Origin of the sequence: Ammonifex thiophilus (assembly GCF_003368535.1) — a bacterium.
Classification (GTDB): Bacteria; Bacillota; Desulfotomaculia; order Desulfotomaculales; family Ammonificaceae; genus Ammonifex; species Ammonifex thiophilus.
Genome location: NZ_QSLN01000032.1, coordinates 1 through 11,293, shown reverse-complemented (window position 1 = coordinate 11,293; position 11,293 = coordinate 1). Strand labels below are relative to the sequence as shown.

At 57.4% G+C, this 11,293-nt stretch carries 11 protein-coding genes, 3 tRNA genes and 1 riboswitch; of the genes, 4 read left to right on the top strand and 10 right to left on the bottom strand.

The window, feature by feature from the left end; translation table 11 throughout:
• Window positions 1-190: 190 nt before the first annotated feature.
• From DXX99_RS10615 to DXX99_RS10600, 4 genes are all read left to right on the top strand, one after another.
• Window positions 191-268: transfer RNA gene (locus tag DXX99_RS10615), tRNA-Pro, on the top strand.
• A gap of 16 nt (window positions 269-284) precedes the next feature.
• Window positions 285-370: transfer RNA gene (locus tag DXX99_RS10610), tRNA-Tyr, on the top strand.
• 10 nt (window positions 371-380) lie between these two features.
• Window positions 381-456 (top strand) — tRNA-Lys (locus tag DXX99_RS10605).
• Between the two features lie 96 nt (window positions 457-552).
• Window positions 553-882, top strand: a complete 330-nt coding sequence (locus DXX99_RS10600; protein ID WP_115793452.1) for a DsrE family protein — start codon at window positions 553-555, stop codon at window positions 880-882.
• Here the strand turns inward: DXX99_RS10600 and DXX99_RS10595 are convergent.
• The 10 genes from DXX99_RS10595 to DXX99_RS10550 form a co-directional block, all read right to left on the bottom strand.
• Window positions 872-1,900 carry an ABC transporter ATP-binding protein gene (locus DXX99_RS10595; RefSeq protein WP_165847838.1) on the bottom strand — a complete coding sequence of 343 codons (1,029 nt, stop codon included), beginning with the start codon at window positions 1,898-1,900 and terminating at the stop codon, window positions 872-874. The genes DXX99_RS10600 and DXX99_RS10595 overlap by 11 nt on opposite strands.
• Window positions 1,872-2,678, bottom strand: coding sequence for an ABC transporter permease (locus DXX99_RS10590; RefSeq protein WP_115793450.1), 807 nt, complete (start codon window positions 2,676-2,678; stop codon window positions 1,872-1,874). Before DXX99_RS10590 ends, DXX99_RS10595 begins: the two co-directional genes overlap by 29 nt.
• Before the next feature lie 18 nt (window positions 2,679-2,696).
• A complete protein-coding gene (wtpA, locus tag DXX99_RS10585) occupies window positions 2,697-3,704 on the bottom strand; it encodes a tungstate ABC transporter substrate-binding protein WtpA (protein WP_115793449.1) in 1,008 nt (335 codons plus the stop codon).
• Window positions 3,705-3,763: 59 nt separating this feature from the next.
• Window positions 3,764-3,887, bottom strand: a riboswitch (molybdenum cofactor riboswitch).
• Window positions 3,888-3,941: 54 nt separating this feature from the next.
• Entirely contained in the window at window positions 3,942-4,583 is a 642-nt protein-coding gene (locus tag DXX99_RS10580; protein ID WP_115793448.1) for an HD-GYP domain-containing protein, read from the bottom strand.
• Window positions 4,584-4,659: 76 nt separating this feature from the next.
• Window positions 4,660-7,092: an S-layer homology domain-containing protein gene (locus DXX99_RS10575; protein WP_115793447.1), complete on the bottom strand. Its 2,433-nt coding sequence runs from the start codon at window positions 7,090-7,092 to the stop codon at window positions 4,660-4,662.
• 76 nt (window positions 7,093-7,168) lie between these two features.
• Window positions 7,169-7,558 carry a NifB/NifX family molybdenum-iron cluster-binding protein gene (locus tag DXX99_RS10570; protein WP_115793446.1) on the bottom strand — a complete coding sequence of 130 codons (390 nt, stop codon included), beginning with the start codon at window positions 7,556-7,558 and terminating at the stop codon, window positions 7,169-7,171.
• 157 nt (window positions 7,559-7,715) lie between these two features.
• Window positions 7,716-8,027: a DUF2325 domain-containing protein gene (locus tag DXX99_RS10565; RefSeq protein WP_115793445.1), complete on the bottom strand. Its 312-nt coding sequence runs from the start codon at window positions 8,025-8,027 to the stop codon at window positions 7,716-7,718.
• A 90-nt stretch (window positions 8,028-8,117) separates the two neighbouring features.
• Window positions 8,118-10,148 carry a ferrous iron transport protein B gene (gene feoB / locus DXX99_RS10560; RefSeq protein WP_115793444.1) on the bottom strand — a complete coding sequence of 677 codons (2,031 nt, stop codon included), beginning with the start codon at window positions 10,146-10,148 and terminating at the stop codon, window positions 8,118-8,120.
• Complete coding sequence (locus DXX99_RS10555; RefSeq protein ID WP_115793443.1) at window positions 10,141-10,389, bottom strand: FeoA family protein; 249 nt, start codon at window positions 10,387-10,389, stop codon at window positions 10,141-10,143. The genes feoB and DXX99_RS10555 overlap by 8 nt, the downstream gene beginning before the upstream one ends.
• Window position 10,390: 1 nt before the next feature.
• Complete coding sequence (locus tag DXX99_RS10550; RefSeq protein WP_115793442.1) at window positions 10,391-11,086, bottom strand: metal-dependent transcriptional regulator; 696 nt, start codon at window positions 11,084-11,086, stop codon at window positions 10,391-10,393.
• Between the last annotated feature and the right edge of the window lie 207 nt (window positions 11,087-11,293).

Genomic DNA, 11,293 nt, shown 5'->3' with positions numbered 1-11,293 from the left:
AAGATCAAGCTCCTCAAGCGGATAAGTTACGGTTTTCGGAACCGCGGGGTCTATGTGCGAAAGATGCTCTTAGCTTTTCTCCCCTTGGCTTGGCTGGTCTCCTCTCCACACTTCTTGACCTAGAGCCGAGCGGTAGTTGACGGAAGACCTGCGGCCAGTTATAATAGGAAGTGCGTGAGGTTCCCGGCGCCGGGATGTAGCGCAGTTTGGTTAGCGCGCGTGCCTTGGGAGCACGAGGACGGGGGTTCAAGTCCCCCCATCCCGACCAGGGCCGGCGGAAAAACGGAGGGGTACCCGAGTGGCCAAAGGGGGCAGACTGTAAATCTGCTGGCTTACGCCTTCGCTGGTTCGAATCCAGCCCCCTCCACCACTTAAAAGACGGGCCACTAGCTCAATAGGCAGAGCAGGCGACTCTTAATCGTCTGGTTCCAGGTTCGAGTCCTGGGTGGCCCACCATAAAAAGCGAGCAACGGCAAGGGTTCGGGAGCTGGAGACCCTTGCCGTTTGTGTTCTTCCTTCCAGAGCCAACAGAGAACTAAGGGGGAGTTATGAGTGCTTGATTTTAAAGTGGTCTTTCACGTAAGCGAGAAGAACCGGTGGCCGGTGGCCATAACCAACGTAAAAAACTTTCTTGCAGACACGGAAGGGAAGAAAGTAGCGGTTACAATCGTAGCTAACGCAGAAGCGGTAACGGCACAAGACATCTTTCCACAACTGGAAGAACTGGCTCACAAAGGTGTAGAAATTGCTTTTTGCAACAACGCCCTTCGGGCTTTTGCCGTACCAAAGGAAACCCTTCCATCATTTATAAAGATCGTCCCGGCCGGAATCACGGCGCTGGTGCAGAAGCAAAAGGAAGGCTACGCCTACATCAAGCCTTGACCAGGCAGAGGTGTTCGGCCGCAAAGCCTATATATACCTTCTCTCCCGCTCGAAGCCCCTCCTCCACTACCTGGTGCCCAGTGAGGTAAGCCTTAAGTTTGATAACACCTACCTTAACCTCTACCTTGAACATCCCTCCCGTGTTAACCATGCCCATCACCTCACCTTCCCAAGAGTAGGGAAATGGGAGAGGAAACCGGCTTACGCGCACATCCTCTGGACGTGCGCCGGCAAAAAATTTTTCTTCGGGGAAGTTTTGGACGAAGTTCACGCGGCGGCCCAGCAAGAGCCAAGAACTACCCTCCCGCTCGAGAGGAATCAGATTTTCCATCCCCACGAACTTGGCTACCTCCAGCGAAGCCGGTTTCCTAAAGACTTCTCCAGGAGTTCCTACCTGAGCCAGCCTCCCGCCGAAGAGTACTGCCACCCGTTTGCCGTAAGAGAATACCTCAGAAAAATCGTGCGTTACCATAATCACCGTGAGGCCAAGCTCCCGGTTCAGACGCATGAGCTCCCCTCCCACCTCTCCCCGAAGGTTGGGATCAAGAGCGGAAAGGGGTTCATCTAAAAGAAGCAGCCGAGGGGAAGCGGCCAGGGCGCGAGCCAGCGCCACCCGCTGCTTCTCTCCTCCGCTTAAAGTGTCGGGATAGCGGGATAGAAGGTGCCCTATTCCCAGGAAATCTACCAACTTTCGCCAGGAAAGGTTTGCCTCCCGCCGACGGAAGCGCAAAGCGTAGCGTATGTTTTCCTCTACAGTTAGATGGGGGAAGAGGGCATAGTCTTGGTAAACAATGCCGATCGGCCGCTTCTCCGGCGGAACAAAAGTTATATCTTCTCCCCTCAGCAGGATCTTGCCCCGCCGGGGGTAGTGTATCCCAGCCAAAGTCTCCAGAAGCACGGTCTTTCCTGCTCCCGAAGGCCCGAGGATGAGGAAGAACTCCCCTTCGCTCACCGTGAAGCTTATGTCCCGAAGGGTAAATGGAGAAAGTTTAACTTCCAGGTTGCTGACTTCCAGCACGGGAATCCTTACCTCCCGCTACCAGCCGAGCGAGCACGAAGACAAAAAGGGAAACCAGGAGGAGCAAAACAGCTATGGGCTGGGCGTAGGCCAAACCGTAGGTCTCAAAGCGCTCGTAGATGAGGATCGGGGCGGTGCGGGGATGGTAGGCTAGGATTATGACCGCACCGAACTCACTCACAGCCCGGGCCCAGGTGAGAATCATACCGGTAAGGATGCCCCGCCAGGCCAGGGGTAGGGTAACGGTGAAGAATACGGCCAAGGGACCGGCGCCTAAGGTTCGCGCCACAAACTCCAGGCGCACCGGCACCCCGGCGAAAGCGTCACGGGCGGCATTGAGGAGAAAAGGGAAGCTGACGAAAAGCATGGCAATGGTGATCCCCGTACAGGTTCCCACAAAGTCAAGCCCTGCCCGTTTTAGAAAGCTACCCAACCAGGTGTAAGGACTGGTGGCCATGAGCAAAATTATGCCCGCCACGGTATGAGGGATCACCACCGGCAGGTCGATGAGTCCCTCTACAATCTTCTTCCCCTTAAACTCCCGGCGGGCCAGAAGGTAGGCGAAGGGGACTCCCGTAACTGTGGCTATGGAGGTGGCGGCACTAGCGGTCTTGAAGCTGGTGAGCAAGGAATTGATTACCTCCCGGTCGCGGCACGTCTGGGCCAGAATCGAAGGGTTGGTGACCCAAAAAGCGTGCAGCAAAGGGTAAAGAAGGAAGAACAAAACTAGGCCGCCACCTACCAGTGATATCCAGTAAATTTGGTCTTTACCCCGCAAAACCGCCCCGCTCCCCAGTTACTTGTTCAACTGCGCTGGCTGAGCCACCCCTGCCAGCTCTGGAGGCAGAGTTCCCAGATAAAGAGGGGGATCCAAGACCGGCTGCCCCATTTCTTGCAGTATCTTCAATCCTCCGTCTTTAGCGAGCATGTATTTGAGAAAGGCTACCGCCGCTTCCTTGTTAGGAGCCTCCTTTAGCAGGGTAACTCCGTAGACGATCGGTGTTCCCTGGTAGGTTACCATTTTGCCCGGTTCGCTACCCTTAACCTGCACTGCAGCCTGCTTGTAAAAGTCGGCGTACTTGATGTCTCCCAGGTTTATCTGAGGAGGAAGCGCCACGTAGCGCAGTTTGTGCTGCTCGGCTACCGACTTATACTCAAAAGCGTAATCCAGAGCTCCCGACTCCAGCATGGCCAGAAGCTCCACCGATTTGGGACGGATGTTGCGCGGAGGGCAGTTCTTGTAAAGCTTGTCGTAGAGGGTAGGGTCGTTATAAAATTTGGAAGCTAACTGCCAGCACATCAGCGTGCGGTAGCCGCAGGGATCGGCGTTCTCATCAGAGCGGCCGTAGTTGACTCCGGGACGGAGCAGGATCTGGTACCAGTTGGAAGAGTTGATCTCGTTGGCATACTTGCTCTTGGGGGTGTAAGCGATCACCAGCTCGTTACGGGCAAAGAGGATGTTGTTGTCGGTGTACTTGGGTCGCAGGAGCTCTTCGATGACCTCGTAGTCGGCTGAAGCCAGAATGTCGCAAGGCTTGTGGAGCTCGGTCACCTTTTTGGCCGCCGCCCGTGAGCCGCTAGCCTCAAGCTCGATCTTCACCCCCGGATGCTTGGCCTCGAACTCTTGGGCCATCTTTTTCAGCGGTTCGGTGAGGCTGCCGGCATGAAAGATAATCACTTTCCCCGTGAGTTCCTTGGCTGGAGCCGAGCTCTGGGTCTGAGGCTTAGTCCCGCAGCCGGTTAAAAAACAGGAGGACAAGAAAAGAAGCATTACCGCACCCGCAAGCCACCTGCGCTTGAACAAAACGATCTCCTCCTTTCCGAAAAATTTAAGCCGACCGGCACCTCCCGGTCGGCAAAAAACTTCCTCTCCCCCCACCTCCTTTCCGCACCGGGAGGCGCGCCCGTTTCCAGGCACACCCTATCGGCCCTGGCCCCATAGCCCTGCTTAGAACCTTAGGGGCCGGACTCGGAGGTTTCGGGGTATTGACTTCTCTCTTTGGTCTCCTTTTTCCTGCCGAAAGCCTGATAGTTTCTTTCCTCAGGCTCCGGCGTGCTCAAGACGCTTCGCTTCTTTCCTTAGCCTGCTACGCAGTTTTTCCAGCCGCATAAGGATCCTCCTGGCCGGCCCCACCAGTAAGGGGTCGAACTGGCTCCCCCCTCCTCTTTCGATCTCCGCCAGGCACTCGGCTATGGTGAGGGGAGGGCGATAAGGCCGGGCGGAAAGCATGGCATCGATGGCGTCGGCCACTGCTATCACACGGGAACCGAAGGGGATAGCCTCGGCTCGGAGCCCCTCGGGGTAGCCCTTGCCGTCCCAGCGTTCGTGGTGGTAAAGCACCATACGGGCGATTTCCTTCAAAGACGAAGAGCGGCTCAGAATACGGTAGCCAATCACCGGATGCTCCTGCATCTTGGCCCATTCAGCCGGAGTAAGCTTGCCTGGTTTGCGTAGAATCTCGTCCGGAACTCCGATCTTACCTATGTCATGCAGGTGTGCCGCCAGGTGGATAAGTTCGGCCTCCCAGCCCTTCACCCCTAACTCCCGTAGCAAGAGTTCGGTGAGCTTGGCCACCCGGGAAGAATGACCCCGCGTGTAGGGATCGCGGGCCTCCAAGGCCGCTATCAAGCAGTCGATGGCGCCATGGGTAACCTGATAGAAGAAGAAACTAGCTGTCTCCATTCTCCCTTCCCCCTCCCGAGACGCAGGGGCCGGGATCCGGGAAAATCCCTGCTTCCGGATCCCCCTCTGCTCCCCCCTACTTTTGCGCCGTCGCGGGTAACTTCTCCAAGAGCCTCAACACCATGGCGGCAGCCTCGGCCCGCGTGACGGGCTTACCAGGCCTGAAAGTACCATCGGGGTAACCGACTATTAGCCCTATCTGAGCCGCCTGCTGCACATCGGCGAGCGCCCAGTTGGGAATATCGTACAGGTCCCTGAAACTCAAGGGGGTGAAAGTAGCGGCAAGTCCCTTGCTCCGGGCCACCCGGTTCAGAATCACGGCGAGCTCCACCCGGGAAACTTGTTGATCCGGACGGAAAACGCGGAGCTCTCCGGCCGGGTAGCCCTGGAGCAGAGCCTCCCGGACGCAAGCTGCCACCGCGCCCCGAGCCCAGGAGGGTATTTCGCCCCGGTCGGCAAAGAGCTCCAGGTGCTTTTCTTCCCCGGGAGCAAGGCTCAGCGTCCGGCTCAGGAGAGAGGCGAGCTCCGCCCGGGTGACGGGCCTATCAGGTTTGAAGGTTCCGTCAGGGTAGCCGGAGATCAGCCCCTTCGCGGCCAGTTCTACAACGACTTTCTCTGCCCAGTGGCCGACCAGGTCCCTGAACTTGGCTGCAGGCGGTTCAAGCTTTTCTATTTGCAAAGCCTTGGGATCGGTGAGCAGGCGCAGGATGGCGGCGTAGCGCAAGTTATTAAAGCGCACCAGTTCTTCCCGGGTGGCTTTGCCCTGCTTGATCCTGTCTCGGAGCGCAAAGAACTCCGGTGGAATGGCACCCTCAGCCAGCTTGACCGTCACGTTCCGGCCCCGACCGTCCCGCACCCGGAGGTAAAAGTCCTCGGGCAAAGGTGGACGCCGGGGGCCTATCTGCCGGTAATGTCCTTCGCCGGCCAGCTGTCCCAAAAGTTCAGCGGCGCAGGGAGTGCCTATCTTGGTCTCCACGGTGAAGCTGCCTTGATCCGGCACCCCTTCGCTCCAGAGCGCGGCGAAGGCTTCCTGCAAGCCCCGGTAGAGGAAGGTACGGCAGAGGCAAAGCTTCCCTTCTTCCCAAGCGAGCTCCGGATAGCGGAATGAGAGGAGCTCCTGCCCCTTCCTTACCTGCAGAGGATCAAGCTGGCGTACTGCGAAAGCTTCTTCCGGTTGAGTGAGAAGGTTTTCCAGAAGAAGCAGCAGCCGCTTCTGCAAAAGGGACTGCTCCTCGGGGGAAGCTTGCCCTCCCATCACCTTGTTGCGCAGGGCGAAGAAATCCTCACCACCGAAGAGTTCAGGCCGAGCGTGGATCAGCGCGGTCTTCCCGGTCGCCCGATCGGTGATGAGGAAGGTGGGACTGGAGGGCAGAATTTCTTCCCAGTTACCCAGATAGTAAACCTTCTCGGCCACCGCCTCGAAGACCGGGCGGGAGCCCGCTTCCGGCGGCAGGAAGGAAACCACCTGCCAGCTTTCCTTGGTCACCTGGTCACCGAGCAGCCGTGAATAAGCTATACCCGCCACCCGCCAAGCTAGGGCGGAGCAAGGCCACTTCTTGGCAAAGGCATAGGCCCGGTCGAGGTTGAGCTTTATCTCGCCGATCTGAGGTGCAGGCTGTATTTCGTTGGCCGCCCGCCACTCCAAGATCAGCCGAGCCATTTCTCTGTCGGCGGTAAGAAGGGCCCGCTGGCCGATACCTGGGTAGCGGTACTTATCCTGAGGGAACTTTTTGAGGATCCCGGGAATCTTGACCCCGGTGAAGTACCCCTCGCTTATCATCACCGGTACCACCAGGGCCGTTTTCCCTTTTTCGTAAATCACCCGGGACACGGTCTCCTCCAGCGAGGGAGAAGCGCCCTCGAAGATGAAGCCATAAAGAACCTCTTTGATTTTGCCGCCGCTTAAGGCCTTCATCTGTTCCCCCAAGGAAGCCAGGTTTTGCCGCCAGTCCTCCTGCCCCTCTGCCGAGTCACTGCCGTGGGCGGCCAGCACCACCACTTCCTGCTCCGGATTCCGAACCAGAGATGTGGCCAGCCGGGTCAAAAGCGAAGCAAAGAGGGGATGGTCGTCCAGAGCCCGAGTCAGGATCAGTTCCCCGGCTGGCTCGGCCCGTTCTAGCTCTTCCTCGGGATTAGGAAGGTCTTTCCGCAGCCCCAGAATGTATTTGATCTCTTCGATGTGGTTGGAGTAGCTGGAGACGAAGAAGGGCACGGCGATGATGCGGTTAACCCCACGATGGTTGAGCTTGGCCACCGCTTCGGGAATGTCGGGCTCGATGGCCTCCAGAAAACCGAGCTCCACCGGCCAGGGTAGATGCTCCTGTAGACCGTAAACCAGTTCCCAGACCGGGGTGAACCATTTGGGATCGTTGGTGCCGTGGGCCAGCACCAGAACGCCCGGTTTCGGCTCTTCCGCCTGCGCTTTGGGTAGTGGCAGGAAGAAGAAGCAAGAGGCGAGAAAAACCAGGAGTTGAACCAAGGCCAAGCGGCGAAGCAGCCGAAAGCTCATAGAGACTCAACACCCCCTAATTTGCTTTTTGGGGCCAGGCGGAGGCCATCCTCCCCACCCGGCCCCCAAGCTGGAATTACTCCTGGCAGCCGCCGTGCTCCCCGGCATGAGAAGCTTCCGTGGGTGCCTCCAGGGGCGGAGCCAGCTGCTCCGCTTTGATGGCATTGAGAACTTCCTGCACTTTAATGCGCGGTCCAGGGTAGACCTTGATACCCGCTTCTTGCAGACGAGCGAAAGGGCGCGGACCGATGAGCTCCACCACCACTCCCTTCACTCCCTTGCCGATAAGCAGATCAGCCACGGCCACTCCCCTGCCCGCCGGCAGATCGCGGGCGGTGTTGACCACCACCTCCAGCTCGCCGCTGGTGGTGTCGTAGATTAAGAAATGGGTAGCCGTAGCAAAGTGACGGGAAAAGGCGGCTTCAGGCGAATCCCCTAGGGCCGCTATGGCAATTTTCCCCTCCATCACTTCTCACCTCCTTTCCGGGCCGAGTTGATGAGGTTCTCAAGGAGGTTTGCCAGGAGCGTTTCCGCCTCTTTAGGTGTAGCCGGAAGGGAGAAGAGTGCGGTGGTAAGAGAATCTCCTTTCACCTTGCAGGGCCTCACCCGGTTCACACCTCGGATTACTGAGCGGCTGCGCAAGCTTTCACCCCTTTCAACTCTAGACGCCCTAACTGGAAGTAAATGGTAGACCAGGCGCGCCGGGCAAAGATGACCGGTACGCCGCGCTTTTTGGCCTCTTCCTTTACCTTCTCCGCCAGGGCATGATTCACGTAGTCGATTAGCACCACGATGAGGCGCGTCTCTACCGGGATTTGGCAGCAGATGTCCCTCACCTTGCGCCCGGTAACGTGCACTACCTCCTTAAAGCCAAAGTCCACCAGACGGGCAGGGATCTGCCCTAATCGGTCTCCTCCTACCACAACTACCCTCATTTCTACCACCTCGTTAATATTCTTAGCTTATTCTAACTAAGAGTCTCTAAAAAACTCCCTGCCCTCTCGAAAGCAGGGAGTTTTTTACCTTTAGGCCCAGAAGTGGCGCAGAATCTGGTAAAAGATCACGGCCACTACCCAACCCAAGACTAGCGAATAGGCCACGGCGAAGGCGGCCCACTTCCAGCCCGCCTCGCGCTTGATGGTGGCGATGGTCGCCAAACAGGGTATATAGATGAGAGACATAACCATGAAGGCGTAAGCCGAAGCAGGGTCAAAGTGCTCCGGGAGCACCGAGGCTAGTCCTTCTTCCCCTACTCCGTACAGGGTACCCAGCGTGCCTACCACTATTTCCTTGGCCAGGATGCCGAAAATAAGGGCCACCGCCGCCTGGTACTCGCCAAAGCCTGCCGGTTTGAGGAGAGGAGCGAAGACCTGCCCCAGCTTCCCCACCAGACTTTCGGCGCTTCCGTACTCCACTCCCAAAGGTAGGGAAGCCAGAAGCCACACCAGCAGCACACCGGTAAAGATAATGGTACCCGCCTTGATCAAGAACACACGGCTGCGCTCCCACATGTGCAAAAGCAGACTCTTAACCGAGGGTAACCGATACGGAGGGAGCTCCATGATGAAAGGAGCCACCGCCCCTTTAAAGAGGGTGTTTTTGAAGAGAATGGCTACCAGCAGGGCTAAGATTATTCCTAGGAGGTAAAGGGAAAAGATCACTGTGCCCCGATACTTCTCGGCAAAGAAGGCCCCCGCGAAGAGAACATAGATAGGCAAGCGCGCCGTGCAGGACATCAGGGGGTTTACTAAAATGGTGAGAATGCGATCCTTCTCGCTTTCCAAGGTACGGGTGGCCATGATGGCTGGAACGTTACAGCCGAAGCCCAGTAGCATGGGAATGAAGGACTTGCCGTGTAGCCCGAAGGTGTGCATGAGACGGTCCATGACGAAGGCCGCCCGCGCCATATAACCCGTGTCCTCTAAGAAAGAGAGGGCCAGGAAGAGCAGCATGATGTTGGGCAGGAAGACCAGCACCGAACCCACACCACTTATAACTCCATCCTTGACCAGGGAAGCCAGCCACTCCGGCGCCCCTACACTCCCCAACCAAGAGGAAGCACTTTCCCCTAACCACCCGAAGAAGGTATCGATGCCGTCTGCTATGGGAGCACCTAACTTGAAGACCAGCTGGAAGGTAAGCCACATCAGTAGAAGAAAGATGGGAATTCCTAGTACACGGGAGGTAAGAATGCGGTCAAGCCTATCGGAGAGGGTGAGCCGCGCTGCCAAGTCCTTCTCGGTAGCCGTAACCGCCTGCCGTACCAGGCCGCGGATGAAACCGTAGCGGCGCTCAGCGAAAAAGGTTTCCGGATCGGAACCCAGCTTCTTCTCCAGCGAGACGGCCAGCTGCCGGGCCATCTTTAGTATCTCCTCCCCACCCTGCTGCTTCACCAACTCCTGCACTTCTGGGTCACCCTCCAGAAGTTTGATCGCCGTCCAGCGGGGAGAAAAGCCCAAAGAAGCCACCTTGCCCTCCAGAAGATGCGCCAACTCGCTAATTGCTGTCTCCGCTTCGCTACCGTAGTCTACTTTAAACTCTTCCCGCTTGCCCTTTTGTATGGCTTCCAGCACAACCTTTTTCAGAGCTTCGACGCCAAAGCCCTTATGGGCCGCCGTTTCTACGATGGGAACGCCGCCTAAGCCCCGGCTCAACTTTTCCTTATTGATCTTTACTCCTTGGCCCTCTACCCGGTCGATCATGTTGAGGTCCAGCACCAGGTTGGCGCCTAGTTCCAAAAGCTCCACGACTAGGTAAAGGTTGCGCTCCAAGTTGGTGGTGTCCACCACCGCCACTACAGCGCCGGGCTTTTCCTTCAGCAGGAAATCCCGCGCTATTTTTTCATCGACTGAGTAGGGAGTGAGGCCGTAAATGCCGGGTAAATCGACCACCATCACTTCCCGGCCGTCGACTACGAACACTCCCTCTTTTTTCTCCACCGTCACCCCCGGCCAGTTGCCTACCTTCTGGCGCATGCCCGTGAGGGCGTTGAAGATACAGGTCTTGCCCACGTTAGGGTTACCGGCCAAAGCCACTACACCGGCACTTTTACTCATGCGCTGCCGCCTCCCTTACTTCTTCTACTAGGATGCGTTGAGCCATGCCCCAGCCCAGTCCGAAGCGTGTCTCGCCGTTGGCGGCCACCAGAACTGGCCCACCGCCGGCATTGGCTATCACGCGCAGCTCGGTACCCGGCCTCAAGCCCATGTGCCAAAGACGCTGTTGCATTCCCCTACCCCCCAGGATCTGCAGAATGCGTACCCGAGCACCTGGAAGGCTCGCCGTCAGGGGGAACATCCTAGATCACCTCCACCACTACTACCTTGGCTTCCTCCCTCCGGAGAGAGAGATCGTAGTTCCGTATCTGAATGTCTATGGGGTCACCTAGGGGGGCTATCCGTTTGACGATCAGTTCCTCGCCGGGAGTAAGGCCCATTCCCAAAAGCCTCTTCTTAAGCATATCCTGTCCCCCTACCCTGACCACCCGGGCCTTTTCCCCCGCCTTGAGCTCGGACAGGAGCTTCTGGCCCGTACCGCAGCCGGGACAGAAATTAGGACGCTCTCCCGAGGTGGAGTACTCCTGGAAGTTGGCGATGAACCGGCTGCCGTGGGGGCACTCCCGCACGAAACTGACCAGTTTCCCCAAGCGCTCTAAAGTTAAGGGAGAAATATGATGTTCCAGCCTGCAGGCATCCTTTTCCGCCGTAGTGGGATCCAGCCCCAGGATTTCCGTGAGAAAGGAATACCAGGTCTTGTGCCGCTCGTACACTTCCCGGGCTACAGCCAGCCCTTTGGGGGTAAGCTCGATGTAGCCGTATCGCTCCTGCTGTACCAGACCCTTTTCCGCCAAGGTCTTCACCGCCGCCACCACCGAGGGCATCTTTACCCCTAGATGAGCGGCCACATCCTTCACCCGCACTACCTTCTTGCGCAAGGAGAGTAGGTAAAAAGCCTCCAGATAGTCTTCCGCGGACGGGGTGTAAGTGGTCTCCATGATTCAAGCCCCCTTTGTTAGAAGAAGCTAACTTGATTATAGTTTGAAGAGCATCTGCTTGTCAACGAAAAAGTTTAATGAAGTGCGCGTCAAGAGTTAGTAGGTGGTTCGGGAGAAAACTTCTCTTCATGGAAACCTCGCCGCCAGGATAGTCCCGGTACCTGCGCCATTAAGGGATCAAACTACTGAGGCTAGGCCGGCTTAGTT

Bases quoted from the DNA above. Each gene is read 5' to 3' on its own strand.
- DXX99_RS10580 (WP_115793448.1), bottom strand. From the start codon at position 4,583: ATGGAGACAGCTAGTTTCTTCTTCTATCAGGTTACCCATGGCGCCATC.
- DXX99_RS10575 (WP_115793447.1), bottom strand. From the start codon at position 7,092: ATGAGCTTTCGGCTGCTTCGCCGCTTGGCCTTGGTTCAACTCCTGGTT.
- DXX99_RS10570 (WP_115793446.1), bottom strand. From the start codon at position 7,558: ATGGAGGGGAAAATTGCCATAGCGGCCCTAGGGGATTCGCCTGAAGCC.
- DXX99_RS10565 (WP_115793445.1), bottom strand. From the start codon at position 8,027: ATGAGGGTAGTTGTGGTAGGAGGAGACCGATTAGGGCAGATCCCTGCC.
- feoB (WP_115793444.1), bottom strand. From the start codon at position 10,148: ATGAGTAAAAGTGCCGGTGTAGTGGCTTTGGCCGGTAACCCTAACGTG.
- DXX99_RS10555 (WP_115793443.1), bottom strand. From the start codon at position 10,389: ATGTTCCCCCTGACGGCGAGCCTTCCAGGTGCTCGGGTACGCATTCTG.
- DXX99_RS10550 (WP_115793442.1), bottom strand. From the start codon at position 11,086: ATGGAGACCACTTACACCCCGTCCGCGGAAGACTATCTGGAGGCTTTT.